This is a genomic window from Flavobacteriales bacterium (genome assembly GCA_021296215.1).
Taxonomy (GTDB): Bacteria; Bacteroidota; Bacteroidia; order Flavobacteriales; family ECT2AJA-044; genus ECT2AJA-044.
Genome location: JAGWBA010000023.1, coordinates 12,901 through 28,343, shown reverse-complemented (window position 1 = coordinate 28,343; position 15,443 = coordinate 12,901). Strand labels below are relative to the sequence as shown.

The 15,443-nt window shown below is 52.2% G+C and carries 14 protein-coding genes; 4 read left to right on the top strand and 10 right to left on the bottom strand.

The window, feature by feature from the left end:
- Positions 1-295: 295 nt before the first annotated feature.
- The 9 genes from J4F31_05670 to rplU all read right to left on the bottom strand — a co-directional run bounded on the left by J4F31_05670 (position 296) and on the right by rplU (position 8,237).
- Positions 296-1,282 carry a hydroxyacid dehydrogenase gene (locus J4F31_05670; protein ID MCE2496050.1) on the bottom strand — a complete coding sequence of 329 codons (987 nt, stop codon included), beginning with the start codon at positions 1,280-1,282 and terminating at the stop codon, positions 296-298.
- A complete protein-coding gene (mgtE, locus tag J4F31_05665) occupies positions 1,282-2,628 on the bottom strand; it encodes a magnesium transporter (protein MCE2496049.1) in 1,347 nt (448 codons plus the stop codon). Before mgtE ends, J4F31_05670 begins: the two co-directional genes overlap by 1 nt.
- Positions 2,612-3,394 (bottom strand): 16S rRNA (adenine(1518)-N(6)/adenine(1519)-N(6))-dimethyltransferase RsmA, encoded by a 783-nt coding sequence (rsmA, locus tag J4F31_05660; GenBank protein MCE2496048.1) that lies wholly within the window; start codon positions 3,392-3,394, stop codon positions 2,612-2,614. Before rsmA ends, mgtE begins: the two co-directional genes overlap by 17 nt.
- Before the next feature lie 146 nt (positions 3,395-3,540).
- On the bottom strand, positions 3,541-3,858 hold the full coding sequence (locus tag J4F31_05655; protein ID MCE2496047.1) for a DUF4286 family protein: 318 nt from the start codon (positions 3,856-3,858) through the stop codon (positions 3,541-3,543).
- Positions 3,855-5,672, bottom strand: a complete 1,818-nt coding sequence (locus J4F31_05650) for a tetratricopeptide repeat protein (GenBank protein ID MCE2496046.1) — start codon at positions 5,670-5,672, stop codon at positions 3,855-3,857. Before J4F31_05650 ends, J4F31_05655 begins: the two co-directional genes overlap by 4 nt.
- Positions 5,669-6,214, bottom strand: a complete 546-nt coding sequence (locus tag J4F31_05645; GenBank protein MCE2496045.1) for a hypothetical protein — start codon at positions 6,212-6,214, stop codon at positions 5,669-5,671. The genes J4F31_05650 and J4F31_05645 overlap by 4 nt, the downstream gene beginning before the upstream one ends.
- A gap of 2 nt (positions 6,215-6,216) precedes the next feature.
- On the bottom strand, positions 6,217-7,485 hold the full coding sequence (gene serS / locus J4F31_05640; protein MCE2496044.1) for a serine--tRNA ligase: 1,269 nt from the start codon (positions 7,483-7,485) through the stop codon (positions 6,217-6,219).
- 82 nt (positions 7,486-7,567) lie between these two features.
- Positions 7,568-7,822, bottom strand: a complete 255-nt coding sequence (gene rpmA, locus J4F31_05635; protein ID MCE2496043.1) for a 50S ribosomal protein L27 — start codon at positions 7,820-7,822, stop codon at positions 7,568-7,570.
- Between the two features lie 19 nt (positions 7,823-7,841).
- Positions 7,842-8,237, bottom strand: coding sequence for a 50S ribosomal protein L21 (rplU, locus tag J4F31_05630; protein MCE2496042.1), 396 nt, complete (start codon positions 8,235-8,237; stop codon positions 7,842-7,844).
- A gap of 425 nt (positions 8,238-8,662) precedes the next feature.
- Between rplU and J4F31_05625 the strand changes: the two genes are divergently transcribed.
- The 4 genes from J4F31_05625 to J4F31_05610 all read left to right on the top strand — a co-directional run bounded on the left by J4F31_05625 (position 8,663) and on the right by J4F31_05610 (position 14,551).
- Positions 8,663-9,997: an insulinase family protein gene (locus J4F31_05625; protein ID MCE2496041.1), complete on the top strand. Its 1,335-nt coding sequence runs from the start codon at positions 8,663-8,665 to the stop codon at positions 9,995-9,997.
- Positions 9,998-10,006: 9 nt separating this feature from the next.
- The gene (locus J4F31_05620; GenBank protein ID MCE2496040.1) at positions 10,007-12,076 is read left to right on the top strand and encodes an insulinase family protein; all 2,070 of its coding nucleotides are present in this window, start codon (positions 10,007-10,009) and stop codon (positions 12,074-12,076) included.
- 201 nt (positions 12,077-12,277) lie between these two features.
- On the top strand, positions 12,278-13,195 hold the full coding sequence (locus tag J4F31_05615) for a bile acid:sodium symporter family protein (GenBank protein ID MCE2496039.1): 918 nt from the start codon (positions 12,278-12,280) through the stop codon (positions 13,193-13,195).
- A 6-nt stretch (positions 13,196-13,201) separates the two neighbouring features.
- A complete protein-coding gene (locus tag J4F31_05610) occupies positions 13,202-14,551 on the top strand; it encodes a 1-acyl-sn-glycerol-3-phosphate acyltransferase (protein ID MCE2496038.1) in 1,350 nt (449 codons plus the stop codon).
- On the opposite strand, the gene J4F31_05605 is transcribed toward J4F31_05610, so the two are convergent.
- Positions 14,508-15,416: a DMT family transporter gene (locus J4F31_05605; protein MCE2496037.1), complete on the bottom strand. Its 909-nt coding sequence runs from the start codon at positions 15,414-15,416 to the stop codon at positions 14,508-14,510. The two genes, J4F31_05610 and J4F31_05605, sit on opposite strands and share 44 nt — an antisense overlap.
- Positions 15,417-15,443 lie beyond the last annotated feature (27 nt).

Sequence of the window (15,443 nt, the reverse complement as noted above, 5' to 3'; positions counted from 1 at the left end):
CAACTCGCCTGCAAGGGACTCCCACCCTCTGGAAAATTAGGTACATTTAATACCCGTTGCCCTTGCCGGGCACACACAAAGTGTAAAATGAGTGCGGCCGTCCTTTAAGTTGCTGCGGTGCCTTATGGTAAGTTTTTCAGTCGGTTCACCTGTCGCGGAGGCGGGAAAGCCGCATTCATTTTACACAGGGCCGTTGCAAAGCCCACCTTCAACCAATCAGCCCATAAAAAACTCATCGCGCGCAGCGCGACCTGATTTCGGCTTCGGCGAAACCTGATTCACAGAACCTGATTTACTACTCGGAAGCGTGCAGCTCCCCCACCTTCCTCACAATCGTTTCCGCAAGTTTGCGGTTCGACTCATGGGTCCAACCCGCAACGTGGGGGCTTAAGATCACCCGTTCGTCTGCAAGGAGTTTTTGAAGGGGTTCGGGCAGTTCATCGCGATCGAATAAGTTGCTGAAACTGGCTTTTTCGTATTCCAACACATCGAGGCAAGCGCCCAAGACCTTTCCGCTGTCGAGCCCGCGAATGAGTGCTGCTGTATCCACATTCTTCCCACGCGCGGTATTGATGAGGTAAAACGGCTTCACGCACGCTTCAATAAAGGCGTCGTCGATATAGTGATAGGTCTCCTCCGTCTCCGGTAAATGCAAACTGATCACATCTGCATTCTGTTGAACCGTCTCCAATGAAGCCTCTTCAATGGAATAGTCATTGCCTTCCATTAAGAACTCAGAATTAAGAATTAAGAATTCGGATTTATACTTATCGTGAGCTAGAACTTTGATATCGAAACTCCTAAGTTTCCGCGCAAACCAACTTCCCATAAACCCAAAGCCGATGATTCCGACCGTTTTGCTGTCGAGCTCCACGCCTCTGTTGGATTCGCGTTTCCAAATGCCTGAGCGGACTTCAGCATCAGCTCTACGTAAGTTGTTGAACAGGGAGAGCAGCATGCCCAGGGCTTGTTCGGCCACCGCGTTTCGGTTGCCTTCGGGGGCATTCAGGCAGGCGATACCTTTCGATTCTGCGAAGACAACGTCGATGTTTTCCATTCCGGCCCCGACGCGACCGATCCACTTCAACTGAGTACCCGCTTCTAATAGGGCCTTATCGACCTTTATACGCGAGCGAATGACCATGCCCTCGTATTCACCGAGGTGCTGTTGAACTTGCTCGTACGACCAATCGTATGCTTCGATACATTGGTAGCCGAGCGTTGTTAATCCGCCGGCTAGGGCGTCATCGTTCTTATCGACTAAAAGGACCTTGCCGAGCATCAAAAACCGAGAATGAGCTTGCCGATGCCGAAGTAGATGCACAGGCCGATGACGTCGTTGGTGGTGGTAATGAAGGGACCCGTGGCGAGGGCCGGGTCAATGTTGTATTTGTCGAGTGCCAGGGGCACAAAGGTCCCGAAGAGGGCGGCGAAGATGATCACGGCGAATAGGGCGATGCTGACCGTGGTGGCGAGCATGATCTCCCACCCGAGTATTTGACTGATGCCGAACACGAGTACGGAAATGATGGCCCCGTTGAGGAGTCCGACCCCCAGTTCCTTGGCCAGTTTGTTTCCGATGGTACCGCGTTTAATGCTTTCGTTGGCGAGCGACTGCACGATGATGGCGGCCGATTGCACGCCTACGTTTCCGCCCATGGCCGCAATGAGGGGGATAAAAAGCCCCATGGTGCCGTTTTCTTCGAGCGAAAATAGGTCGAGCATTTGGGCGGCGACCACTCCTCCGAACATGCCAACGAGGAGCCAAGGCAGGCGGGCGCGCGTAATGCGGAACAGATCGTCGCTTTGTTCTACGCTTTCGGAGATACCCGAGGCCATTTGGTAGTCGCGTTCGGCCTCTTCTTTCATGACGTCGAGCACGTCGTCGACGGTAATGCGGCCGAGCAGGCGTCCGAGTTCATCGACCACGGGCAATACCACGAGGTCGTATTTCTGCATAATGATCGCCACTGCTTCGTCGTCGGCGGAGGCTTTGACGGAGATCACGGCCGGATTATAAAGCTCTTTGACCTTGGTGCGCGTGCTGTTGGTGAGCAGCTTTTTCAGCGACAGGGTTCCTTTGAGGCGATCGTCGTCATCGACCACGTACACGGCGTGCACTTCTTCGATCTCTTCGGCCTGACGACGCATTTTGCGCACGCAGGTGAGCACGCTCCAGTTTTCGTTCACCTTGATGAGCTCCTTGGCCATGAGTCCACCCGCGGTATCCTCCGGATAGTTGAGCAGGTCCACGATGGTCTTGGCGTGCTCGATGTCCTGAATCTCGTCTATAACGCGCTCCTTAACGTCGTCGTCGAGCTCGGCGATGAAGTCGGCCGCGTCGTCGGAGTCGAGGTTGTACAGGATCTCGTTGGCGATCTCGTGGGTGCTGAGGTGGCGCACTACTTTCGCGCGCGTTTCCTCTTCGAGCTCCATAAGGATATCGGCCGATCGCTCTTCGTCGAACAACTGGTAAAAAGCAGCGGCCTCGGTCTCCTTGAGTTCCTCCATGATCTCGGCGGCATCGGCCGGGTGGAGGTTTTCGAACTCGGTGATCAATTCCTCGGTGTTCTCCGTTTCGAGGCGTTCCTGAATGTGCTCGATGTATTCTTTAGTCAGTTCCACCAGATTGCTCTTGAAGGTGTTGCGTGAGTTCGACGAATTGTGCCACGTTGAGCTGTTCGGCGCGTTTATTCAGCACTTCCAGCTCTTTCGTAGGCCCGTCGAAAATAAGACTTTTCAAGGCATTTCTCAATGTTTTCCGGCGTTGGTTGAAGGCCAATTTCACCACTTGCTTGAACTTGACCTCGTCGCAAGCGAGTTGGTCGACGTCGTTTCGGACGAGCCGAATGACGCCGCTATTGACCTTTGGGGGCGGATTAAAACTGCCCGGTTTTACGGTGAACAAGTACTCGATATCGTAGAAGGCCTGAAGCAGCACGCTCAGTATTCCGTACGTTTTGCTCCCGGGTGAGGCCGCCACGCGCTCGGCGACCTCTTTCTGGAACATACCCACGACTTCGGGCACGTGCTGGCGTTGGTCGTACACCTGAAAAAGGATCTGCGAGCTAATGTTGTACGGGAAGTTTCCGATGATTCCGCAAGGGATGGGTAGCCTAGCGGCTAGATCCAGGGCCAGGAAGTTCCCTAGATATCGGTCGGTGGGGTATGGAAGATACTGCGCCTGCAGGTACTCTATGGATTCGGTGTCGACCTCGCTGAGGTAGAGGTCTATTTCGTCGCGGTCCATGAGGAACTGGGTCAGTACACCCGTCCCCGGACCGATTTCCAGAACGGTGCGATAACCATCGGCCCGTAGGGCCATAGCGATCTTGCGCGCCGTTTCGGGCTCTTTCAGGAAATGCTGACCAAGATGTTTTTTTGCGCGAACCACTGATGTTGAGCTTTAGTCTTTAGGTTGAATTATAGGCGTGTTATTTATGGTATAAGTGGCGCTTCGCGCTAGAAGTGATAATAGTGAATTATTCAAAAGAGACACTAAACCACTTATAACACTGCTACTACTTAAAACACAGAATTCTACGAATTCCGAAAGAGTTCTTGCACTTCCAAAAGGGTCCTAAACGCCACCACCTTATCGCCATAGCGCTCCAGGGTCTTTTGCTTGAGCTCGGGTCCGGCGTGTTGCTGATACTGCTGCACGGCGATCATGTGCGGAGCCGTGTACTGTACGCTATAGGTGGTGCCGCTTTCTTCCTGAACGAGCACCTTGGTAAAGCGGGCCTCGGTGAAATAACCGGTGGCCATGACTTCGGGCACGTGGGTTTCGCGCATCCAGGTGAGCCAATCGTCGTGGATCGAATCGTCCACGTTGAGGGTAACGTTATATATGATCATAGGTCTGGGTTGTCGCCGCGCATGGCGCGGTAGCGTTTGCGGGCCTGAACGGTATAGCTGCTGCCCGGGTACTTGGTGAGCATGTCACCGTAGAGTTCAAAGGCCTTTTCTGAGTCGCCGATCTGTACATCGTAGAGTCGCGCCAATTGATAGTAGGCGTCGTCGCCCAACAGGTCAAAGCTGTAACTGTCGACGATCTGCTGATAGGCCTCTGCGGTTTTGGTCCAGTTGCGCTGTTCAAAGTAGATCTGCGCGCGCTTGTACAGAATCTCGTCGATCAGCGTATGGGCTCCGTAGGCTTTTTCCATGTACTCGAGCACTGTAAGGGCCTCATCGTACTGTTGCTGGTAGGCCAGGAGTTCGGCTCGCGCATAGGTCTCGAGCGCATCGCTGGTGGTATCGAGATTGAGGTTGTCGGAGATCAACAGCGACAAGTTCATGGCGTCGTTGGCGATGAGTTTCGAAGTACTTGCTTTGAGCACGTCGAGCTGAGCTTGCGCCCACTGGAAATCGCCTTGGTAGTAGCTGATGCGCGCTCGGCGGAACTTCGCTTCTTGACCGATGATGTCTTCTTTGAAGTCTTTTTCGACCTGTCCGTACAGCAATATCGCATCCCACTCGGAGCCTTTCAGCAGCAATATGTCGGCCAGCTCCAGCTTCACTTCGGCCAAGTCGAACGGTCGGGCGTTGTTGAATTCGAGGGCGTTTTCGAGCAGCGTCTGAGCTTCGTCCACGTTCTGCAAAAAGAAGGCCTCCAAATGGGCGAGGTCGCGCATCAAGGCCACCGTATATTCGGAGCTTCCGAATTCTTCGATGGTCTTCAGGTAAACACCTTTGAGTTCGAGCACGTCGGCTTCGGAATACTGGTTATTTCGATCGAGCTGAGCCTGAAGCACCCGCAGCTTACCGATCTCCGCGACCCGGTAAAAAGGTCCGTCCCTGCCCACGTCGTCAATGATGTACTCGAAGCAGGTAAGTGCAGCGTCGTAGGCCTCATTGGTTTCGCACACCTGGGCTAGTTGGTATACCGCGGCCTGATTCCCCCGGAGGCGACGATCGAGCGCAATTCCTTGTCGGACTGCGCCATCGAAGTTCTTCTCCTGCACGTACACCCAGGTGAGCAGATCGGTATATTCCGGCGCTCCGGTTTCCTGGATTTTCTGGATCAGCGCCTCCTTGAGCATCACGTTGTTCTCATTCTCGGCGTCGGTCGAAACGCTGCGGCTGAGCATGTTGCGGACCGAACTCAGGTAGTTCGGGTTTTCCTCGATCATCGAAAGGTACTCACCGTACATGAGGTCGATGCGCCCAATGGCCGAGTAGATGTCCGCGATTTGATAGCTGAGGTTCGATCGGGGGTTCGCCATCTGAGCCATACGGTACATGGCCAGCGCCTCCTCGAATTTCTGAAGTTCCTTGTATTTCTGCGCGATGCTCAGCGCCTGGTTCGGATCCTTTTCGACCCCTTTCTCGATCTCCGCCCACACCTTATCGGACTTCTTGTGGTCGCCGGCCGCTTCGAGGGCCGATGCTTCGTCAACGGCGAATCGCAACTGGTTCGTGCGCTTGGCAAAATCCCTGGCGAGCTTCGCGGCCTCGTCGTACTCCTCTTGCGTCATGTAAATACCGTAGAGCGACTGGTACGTATTGCCGTTCTGCGCCATGTCGTACGCCTCCTCAAAAAGCGTCCGCGCCTTGTTATAATCGCCCAGCTCCAGGTATTGCTCACCCAGCAAGCGTTTTTCTTTCCAATTTTGGCCTGCGGCCAGATTTGCAAGTCCGAGGAAAAGGATGACGTACAGGAGTTTTTTCATATTCTTTCTTCAACCTGCGGTTGGATGTTATAATAACGTTCCAGCGCGCTTCGGAGTATACGTTTGAGGGTGTCGGCCCGCTCGAGCAGCTCACGGGTGTGTTGCTCTTCGCGACCTAGGAAGGCGTCTACTTCGTCGGGTTTTATTTTACCGCGTTCGGCGTCGGCCTTTAGCCCGCTGAGTTGACGTTTGGAGTAGTCGATTTGTTCGTTCAGCTGCTCCAGCTGGTCGGGCAGTTGGCGAAGGTCTTCGTAGGCGTGTTGATACCGGGGCAGCGATTCCATGAGAAAGGTACTGTCGGTGGTATCGGTGTACGCTTTCCGAAACGCCTGCATGGAGGTGCTCATGCGGCCCGTTATCCATTGGAGGCTATCGATAGGCACGGTAGCGATCGATTCCTCGAGGTGGTAAAGGGCCGAATCGAGCCGCGCGTGGCGGTCCATTTGGCTGGGCGAGTACTCGAAACGGCACGACATAGTCACCCATCCGCCCGCGAGGGCGAGAACAAAAAGTAACCGTACGTGGGGTTGAGCCTGCGGCATACTTAGATCGTGTCGCTGCCGAAATACGGTACCAGGGCGGTCGGGATTTTGATACCGTCCGCGGTCTGATTATTCTCGAGCAGTGACGCTAAGATACGAGGTAATGCCAAAGCGCTGCCATTGAGCGTGTGGGCGATTTGTGGTTTTCCGTTTTCATCGCGGTAGCGGAGCTTGAGGCGGCGGGCTTGGAAGGTTTCGAAATTCGACACCGAGCTCACTTCGAGCCAGCGTTCCTGGGCGGCACTCCACACTTCGAAATCGTAGGTGAGGGCGCTGGTAAAGCCGAGATCGCCACCACAAAGGCGCAAAATGCGGTAGGGAAGTTCGAGGGCCTGCAGCAGGCTCTCGACGTGGCTCACCATTTCGTCGAGTGCGGCGTAGCTGAGGTCGGGGTGCTGTACTTGTACGATCTCTACCTTGTCGAATTGGTGCAAGCGGTTGAGTCCGCGCACATCTTTTCCGTAGCTACCGGCTTCGCGGCGGAAGCAAGTACTGTAGGCGGTTAGTTTTTGCGGCAATTGATCAGCAGCGAGGATCGCTTCGCGGTAGATGTTGGTTACCGGAACCTCAGCCGTGGGGATGAGGTAGAGGTCGTCGCCCGTGACATGGTACATTTGACCCTCCTTATCGGGTAGCTGTCCTGTTCCGAAACCGGAGTCGGCGTTTACTACAAGGGGTGGTTGCACCTCGGTATATCCTGCCTCGGTGTTGCGATCGAGGAAGAATTGGATGAGCGCGCGTTGGAGTTTGGCTCCGGCACCTTTATATACGGGGAATCCGGCACCGGTAATCTTTACGCCGAGTTCGAAATCGATGAGGTCGTGTTTCGCCGCGAGTTCCCAGTGGGGGAGGGTGTTTTCACCCAAGTCGGGCTTGTTCGCGTTTTCTTTGACCACCTCGTTATCGACATCGCTGTTCCCGGCCGGAACGAGCTCGTTGGGCACATTGGGCACTTGAGACAAGAGGTCGAACAGATCCTTGTCGATTTGAGCCATTTGCTCTTGAAGCGTTTTAGAGCGCTCTTTGAGCTCAGCGGTTTCGGCCTTTTTTGCTTCGGCTTCGTCGCGCTTGCCTTCTTTGAAGAGTCCGCCGATCTCCTTTGAGATGCGGTTCATAGCGGCCAAAGTAGTATCGAGTTCCGCTTGGGTGCTGCGACGCTCGTCGTCCTTGGAGATGATGGTATCGAGGATCTCGGGGGTAGCGAAGTTTCGTTTGGCTAATCCGGCCAAAACGGCATCTTTTTCTTCGCGAATTCGGGCTACATGTAACATAGGTCAAAGATAAAAAAGGCCGACATCCACAGGGATTCGGCCTCGATAAAATATTGCGTAATACTACGTCTTGGTTCGCCTCCTATGCTGGGATAACGCTAACGTAGGATTTATCTCCTTTACGACGTTGGAACGCTACTTTTCCATCGACCAAAGCGAACAAGGTGTGGTCTTTTCCCATACCTACGTTTTCGCTTGGGTAGTGTTGCGTACCGCGCTGACGTACGATGATATTTCCAGCGATGGCTTCCTGACCACCGAAGATCTTGACCCCGAGTCGTTTACTTTCCGATTCGCGGCCGTTCTTAGAACTACCTACTCCTTTTTTATGTGCCATGACAAAGAGTTTTTACGGATTATTCCGCGGCTGCTTCGGGAGCGGCCTCTTCCGTTTTGGGTTCAACTTCTTTTTTCGGTGCCGCTTTTTTCTTCGCAGGAGCTTTGGCAGTGATACCGCTGATCTCCAATGAAGTCAAATACTGACGGTGACCGTTTTTCTTACGGTACCCTTTGCGACGCTTCTTTTTGAAGACGACCACTTTGTCGCCTTTCAGGTGCTCGAGCACCTTAGCCGATACTTTGGCTCCTTTTATAGCGGGGGCGCCAATAGTTACGTTTCCTTTGTCCTCGATCAACAAAACGTTGTCGAAGTCTACCTTGTCGCCTTCTTTGGCTTCCAAGCGGTTTACGTAGATCTGTTGATCTTTCTCAACCTTGTATTGATGCCCTGCTATCTCTACAATTGCGTACATCGCCATGAATTAACTGGTTAAACGAAAAATCATTTCCCGAATTCGGGACGGCAAAGATAGAAAAGATAATTGTTATATCAGTGTTATAAGTGCCATAAGTGGCGCTTCGCGTTATAAGTGCACTTGCGAACATGCGGGCTGTGCCGTTGGTTCAGGTGCTTCGCAACGGGTTTCGCTGCGCGAAATCAGGCGGCTCTACTCACGTATCATACTTCGTCGGAGCAGTGACACTTGCAAAGAACCAAAACCGATAACTGTGACCTTTTAGCATTAGCTGTAGCTGTAGCTGTAGCTGTCTTAACCTGGGAAGCTCCGAAATTTTTAGTACCAATCAACCATCCATCCATCCGGTCTTCGGCACATTCCTTATATTGCGAAACCTTTGTAGAATCAGAAAGTCTACTCAATTAAAATCGACCAATTTTATGAAACGAAAACTCCTCTTGCTTCTAGGTCTGGCCGCGATCAGCGTGCCCACCATGGCTCAGCGCGAGGTCGAGTTCACTGAATTCGATCTCGATAACGGTTTGCATGTGATCTTGCATGAAGACCACAGCACTCCTATCGTTGCGGTTACCGTACTTTACCACGTAGGTTCTAAGAACGAAGTGGAAGGCAGAACCGGTTTTGCTCACTTTTTTGAGCACTTGTTGTTCGAAGGGTCAGAGAACATCGAACGCGGAGAGTACTCTGAGATCGTTCAATCGAACGGTGGAAACCTCAACGCCAATACCACTCAGGACCGTACCTTTTACTACGAGATCCTTCCTTCGAATCAGCTCGAATTAGGCCTCTGGCTCGAGAGTGAGCGTATGTTGCACGCCAACATCGACCAGGAAGGCGTGGATACACAGTGCGAGGTCGTAAAAGAAGAGAAGCGCCAGCGTATCGACAACCAACCGTATGCGAGTTTCTCGGCCGAGATGTTCAAACGCGCCTTTACCAAGCACCCTTACAACTGGACCCCAATTGGTTCATTGGAAGATCTGAACGCGGCTAAATTGGAGGAGTTTATGGACTTCTACAACGTTTTTTACGTACCCAACAACGCCACCTTGTCGATCGCGGGAGATATCGATCCCAAACAAGCCAAGGAATGGGTTGAGAAATACTTCGCCAGCATTCCAAGAGGAACTCAAGAGATTCCACGACCGAATATCGAAGAGCCGCCCTTGGGTGGAGAAGTCGTAGATACGGTATACGACAATATTCAAATACCCGCTGTATTCATGGGTTACCGCATGCCGGGAGAGACCGATCAGGATGCATACGCCATGAGCATGTTGACCAACATCCTTTCGGGTGGCGAGAGTGCTCGTTTGCCCAAGCGATTGGTCGATGAAGAAGAAAAGGCACTACAGGTATTCGCTTTTCCGTACACTTTGGAAGACGAAGGCTTGTTCATCGTTCTCGGTCTTCCCCAGATCGGAAAATCACTCGATTCATTGGCCATGGGGCTCGATGAGGAAATGGAAAAAGTCAAAAGCGAGTTGATTAGCGAGCGCGAATTCGAGAAGGTTCAAAACCAAGTTCGCTCGCAGTTCGTTCAAAGTAATTCGAGCATGGCTGGTATCGCCGAAAGCTTGGCGAACTACCATGTCTACTATGGCGATGCCAACCTGATCAATACAGAGATCGAAAAGTACATGAAGGTAACGCGCGAGGATATTCAGCGCGTGGCTCAAAAGTATTTGAACGACGACAACCGGGTTAAGTTGATCTACCTTCCAAAAGATCAAGAACAAGCATCAGCTCAATAAAAAGTAGACATGAAGAGATTTAGCATTCTATTCGTTGCGCTGATCGCTTCGATCAGCACATTTGCACAGGAACTCGACCGCAGTGTCCGCCCCGCAGCTCAACCGGCTCCGGAATTGAACATCGGAGAGTACGAAGTCATTGAAATGAAGAACGGACTCAAGGTTTTCGTGGTTCAGAACGACCGCTTGCCTCGGGTGACCTTCCGATTGGTTTTGGATCGCGATCCGATCCTCGAAGGAGACAAAGCAGGATACATCGATATCGCCGGTTCGATGCTTGAGCGGGGTACGGCAACCCGTACCAAAGCGGAGATCGACGAAGAGATCGACTTCCTCGGTGCTTCATTGAATACCTCAGCCACTTCAGTATATGGAAACTGCCTTTCGGAGCACACCGAGGAGTTTTTCCAGATCATGGCCGATGTGATCTTGAATCCGAGCTTCCCCGAAGCGGAGTTCGAAAAGCTCAAAAAGGAATCACTGGACAACTTGCAATTCGTGAAAGACGATCCCGGAGCCATCAGCGGCCAGGTTTGGAATCGTTTGCTCTACGGTGAGCAGCACCCCTATGGTGACCTTGAGCGCACCGAAACGGTGGAGGCGATCACCCTCGAAGACTGCAAGCAGTATTACGAGACCCACTATCGTCCGAATATCGCTTACTTGGCTATCGTAGGAGATATCAAGAAAGGAAAGGCCAAGAAATTGGTCAAGAAATATCTGAGCGATTGGGAATCAGCTGACGTGCCTACTTTCGAGTACATCGCGCCTAGTAATCCGACCGAGATGCGCTTAGCCGTCGTAAACCGCGACGAAAGTGTACAGTCGGTGATGAAGATCGGTAACCTGACCGATTTGGAGCCCGGATCTGCCGACATCGTAAAGGTGTCGCTCATGAACCAAATCCTCGGAGGTGGTTCTCAAGGTCGTTTGTACAAGAATATCCGAGAGGATAAAGGATACACCTACGGTGCTTATTCTTCGTACGATGCCGATGAGCTCGTTGGTGAGTACATGGCTTATGCGAACGTGCGTAACGAAGTTACGGACAGTACATTGGCTCAGTTCTTCTACGAAATGAACCGCATCCGCACCGAGCCGGTTGCCGAAGAGGACCTTCAAGCAGCCAAGAACTACTTGAACGGAACATTCGCACTTCAGCTCGAGAATCCGAACACGGTGGCCAATTTCGCCTTGAATACCGCGCGTTACGAGTTGCCGGCCGATTATTACAGCACCTACCTCCAGCGCCTTTCGGCGGTAACGGTAGCCGACCTCCAAGCTATGGCTCAGGAGCACATCAAGCCGGAACAAGCTACGGTGCTTATTGTCGGTAAGGGCGATGAGATCATGGGTGGATTGTCCGAAATGGGTACAATTCAGTGGTACGACATTTACGGAGAGCCAACCACGGAGCCTTCTATTCCGATTCCGGCAGGAGTAACCGCAAGCACGGTTATTGAGCAGTACCTAACCGCTATCGGTGGTCGCGAGAAACTCGAGGCGATCACGGAAGCCAAGATCAGCATGGAGATATCTATGCAGGGTATGCGTTTGCAAATGGTACAGAAGTACTCTGAGCCCGATAAAATGGCACAAGAGATGACCATGGGCAACATGGCGATCTTCAGCATGCGCTTGAACGGAGACAAAGCGAAGATCTCACAGCAGGGACAAGAGATCCCTGTTTTAGAAGAAGAGATCGCATCGCTCAAGAGCGAGGCTATGATCTTCCCCGAATTGCACTACGGGGACATGGGTGTCACTACCGAGCTTTCGGCCATCAAACGCGTGAATGGAGCTCCGGCATATGAAATGGTGGTAACCCTGCCGAACGGAGACAAGAAACGCGAGTACTTTGATGTGGAGACCGGGTTGAAGGTGCGTTCGTCGTCTGAGGCGGAAGGACCTGAAGGGCCGATCGTTCAGTCGACCGACTATGCCGACTACCAAGACTTTGGTGGTGTGATGTTTCCGGGTAAAGTGACCATTCCGATGGGACCACAGAAGTTAGATGCCTTCACTAAAGAAATTGACTTTGAGCCCGAGTTCGATGCGGATGCGTTCAAAGTAGACTAAGAGAAGCGAATCGCGCCGTAGGCGCAGAGAATAAGAAAAGGCCTCCCTTTGTGGAGGCCTTTTTTGCATTTATTGCCAATGGGGTTCAACCCCGGCGGAATTCAGTTAGGGAATGAAATCGGTTCGGCGGATATTTGGTCCGGAAACAGTGAGGATATGATCGGTTAACGATAAATAAATATCTTCCGAAATCATTTGTTTATGGAACATTTAGACCAGATTCAGCTCAATTTCAGTGAAGGGAACATGCTCTTCATGAATATTTGTCTCGCCTTCATCATGTTTGGCGTGTCGTTGGAGATCAAACTCGACCACTTCAGGCAGGTGGTGAGTCAACCGCAACCCCTGTTTACCGGAATCTTTAGTCAGTTCATTTTTTTACCCGTGGCCACCTTGGCCTTGGTGTGGATCATACAGCCGGCTCCGAGTTTAGCGCTCGGAATGTTTTTATTGGCTGCCGTGCCCGGAGGTAATATCAGCAATTTCATGTCGCATTTAGCTCGGGGGAATACGGCCTTGAGTGTAAGTTTAACGGCCTTTTCATCGGCCTTTAGTATTCTGATGACACCGTTGAATTTCGCTTTTTGGAGTGCTTTGTATCCGCCCACTCACGATATTCTGAAGACCATTGCGCTGGATCCTGTGGAGGTATTCAAGATCATTGCTTTGCTGTTGATCATACCGCTGGTGCTCGGGATCGGATTTGCCAATAAATTCCCCAAGATCACGGCGACGATCGTGAAGCCCATCAAGAACTTGAGCATGCTCATTTTCATTGGGTTCGTGGTATTTGCTTTTCGGGCGAACTACGCCATCTTTTTGGAGGTGATCCAGTACGTGATCTTGATCGTATTCATTCACCACACCACGGCATTGACCGGTGGGTACCAGATCGCGCGGATCATGAAACTCGACGTACCTACGCGGAGGAGTATTGCCATAGAAACCGGCATCCAGAATTCCGGGCTGGGGCTCATTCTTATCTTTAACTTCTTCGACGGTTTGGGCGGCATGGCCATCTTGGCTGCTTGGTGGAGTATTTGGCATATTTTGGTTGGACTCTCCATTTCGTATTTTTGGAGCCGTCATGCGCCGGTGTCGGCGATTCCCAACCATTGATAGTACATGGGCAAGCATAGAAAGAGCAATTTATACCGACTCCTTCATTTTTGGATTGGTACCGGGCTAGGTGTTTTTTGGCGGGTAGAGGTGAACGGTCGCAAGAACCTGCCTTGGGGCAAGCCGTTCATCGTAATGCCAAATCACGAGAATGCCCTGGTGGATGCCGTGATGATGATCACTCGAATGCGCGATCAGCCTTATTCGATAGCGCGGGCGGGCGCCTTTCAGATTCCCTTTGTAGCAAAAATGCTAGCGCATATCCGCATGTTTCCGATCTATCGACCACAAGATGGTATTTCCAATATGTCGAAGAACGAGCAGATCATGCAGGATATCATGGACTGTATGAAAGACGGTCAGCGTATCTTGATCTATCCGGAGGGTGATCAGAGCATGGACCGCCGATTGCGACGGCTTAAAAAGGGGACTTTTAGAATGGCGATGATGGCCTTGAACCAGACGGACGGCGATTTGGATCTGCATATGGTTCCGGCCGGAATCGTTTACGAGGATCACGCAAAGATGGGCCGACGCTGTATTGTGAATTTCGGTGAACCGATCAATGCTCGCGAGATTTGGGAAGAGAACGATCGACACGAAGCGCGGACGATCAAGAAGCTGATCGCAGTCATGCACGACCGTATGCGGCTTCATATGATGGATATTCCATCGAACGATTACAACGAGACCATTGACCACCTACGTGAAATGTACGTGCCTGAGGCGCTGAGTAAGGCGAAGATCAGTCCGAAAAATTACACTGAGCGCTGGGGGTACGATCAGGCCTTTGCCAATACTTTCGTTGCTCAGGAGGGAGAGCGGAAAGAGGAATTCGACCAACTAAAAGGAAAGCTGAAGAAATTCGAAGAAGCGGTGGCGGGCATGAAGCTGCGTCAAGGAGTCTTTTCGAGAAAGACCTGGCCGGTTTCGGAGCTATTGGCAGAGTTACTACTGTTCATCATCGCACTTCCCATGTTCTTGATCGGGTTTACGATCAACATCATACCCTATAAGTTTGGACAGTGGGCGACGCACAAAGTCTTTAAGTCGAAGAATTTCGAAGGGACGGGATTGTTCTTTTTCGGGTTGCTGGGGCATACCGTTTGGTGGACCATCTGGGCGTTGATCATCGGCATTGCAGGAGTGTGGTGGATGGGTTTGTATTTCTATCCCTTTGCCTTGATCACGGGATACTTCGCATTTCTGTACAGTCAGCGATTCCGAAAATGGTGGGCGAAATGGCGATTCAGATTCTACAGGGTCCGCAATGAGGAGCGTGTCGATGAATTGGTTCGAACGCGAGCCGAGATCATTGCAGTGGCCGAGACGGTCTGGACACCCGAATCCCGTTGACCAAGTAGATTCCACTTAATATTGCGGCCACTCCGGCGAAGTGACGAGGGAGAAGTTGTTCTCCGTCGATGACACCCCACAGGATCGCTACGATCGGGATCAAATAGGTGACCGAGGCAGCGAAAATGGGTGTGGTCATCTTTATGAGTTCATTGAAGATCCACACGGCAACGGCCGTTCCGATGATCCCCAGGATCGCGATGTACCCCATCGCGCCGTAGGCGCCCGGCTCCGAAAGTTTGGTTGAAAAGTCGGTAGTAATAAGGTAAGCGAGCGCCAGGGGGCCGACGAAGGAGAAGGCCAGGACGGTGATGGTCAGCGAGCGCATGTCTTGCAACTGCGATTTGATGAGGTTAGTCGAGATGGCGTAACAAATGGTGGCGGCCACGGCGAAGAATCCGTAATGCCAATACTGGGCGCCATCGAACCGATCATTGGGCCACATGAGGATCATGGCTCCGGCCAGTCCAAGTAGTATTCCGGCCACTTGAAGCGCGGTCGTGCGCAGTCGGAACCAGATGATGCCGATGAGGACCACAAAGAGAGGGACGAGCGAATTCAGGATGCCGACGATGGAGCTATCGAGCCGCGTTTCGGCCTTGGTAAAGAGAAAGGCGGGAATGCCGTTACCAAGTGTACCTACTAGGAAAAGGGGGAGGGCATAGCGCCATTCGAAGTGCTTGTAGAATCGAATGCCGAGTATGGCGATGAACGCAAAGGCGAAGGAGATGCGCAGGGTGCCTACTTGGTCGAATGAGTACACCGCCAGGCCCTTTTTCATGAGAATGAATGAGCTTCCCCAGATGATGGCGAGCAAGACGAGAATGGCCCAGTGTCCGGACGGGGAATCGAAGCGGTTTCGCATGGTCGCAAAGTTGAAGAATAAACGTAC

Coding starts and splice junctions, on each gene's coding strand:
- J4F31_05670 (MCE2496050.1), bottom strand. CDS start 1,282: ATGCTCGGCAAGGTCCTTTTAGTCGATAAGAACGATGACGCCCTAGCC.
- J4F31_05655 (MCE2496047.1), bottom strand. CDS start 3,858: ATGATCATATATAACGTTACCCTCAACGTGGACGATTCGATCCACGAC.
- J4F31_05650 (MCE2496046.1), bottom strand. CDS start 5,672: ATGAAAAAACTCCTGTACGTCATCCTTTTCCTCGGACTTGCAAATCTG.
- J4F31_05645 (MCE2496045.1), bottom strand. CDS start 6,214: ATGCCGCAGGCTCAACCCCACGTACGGTTACTTTTTGTTCTCGCCCTC.
- serS (MCE2496044.1), bottom strand. CDS start 7,485: ATGTTACATGTAGCCCGAATTCGCGAAGAAAAAGATGCCGTTTTGGCC.
- rpmA (MCE2496043.1), bottom strand. CDS start 7,822: ATGGCACATAAAAAAGGAGTAGGTAGTTCTAAGAACGGCCGCGAATCG.
- rplU (MCE2496042.1), bottom strand. CDS start 8,237: ATGTACGCAATTGTAGAGATAGCAGGGCATCAATACAAGGTTGAGAAA.
- J4F31_05625 (MCE2496041.1), top strand. CDS start 8,663: ATGAAACGAAAACTCCTCTTGCTTCTAGGTCTGGCCGCGATCAGCGTG.
- J4F31_05620 (MCE2496040.1), top strand. CDS start 10,007: ATGAAGAGATTTAGCATTCTATTCGTTGCGCTGATCGCTTCGATCAGC.
- J4F31_05615 (MCE2496039.1), top strand. CDS start 12,278: ATGGAACATTTAGACCAGATTCAGCTCAATTTCAGTGAAGGGAACATG.
- J4F31_05610 (MCE2496038.1), top strand. CDS start 13,202: ATGGGCAAGCATAGAAAGAGCAATTTATACCGACTCCTTCATTTTTGG.
- J4F31_05605 (MCE2496037.1), bottom strand. CDS start 15,416: ATGCGAAACCGCTTCGATTCCCCGTCCGGACACTGGGCCATTCTCGTC.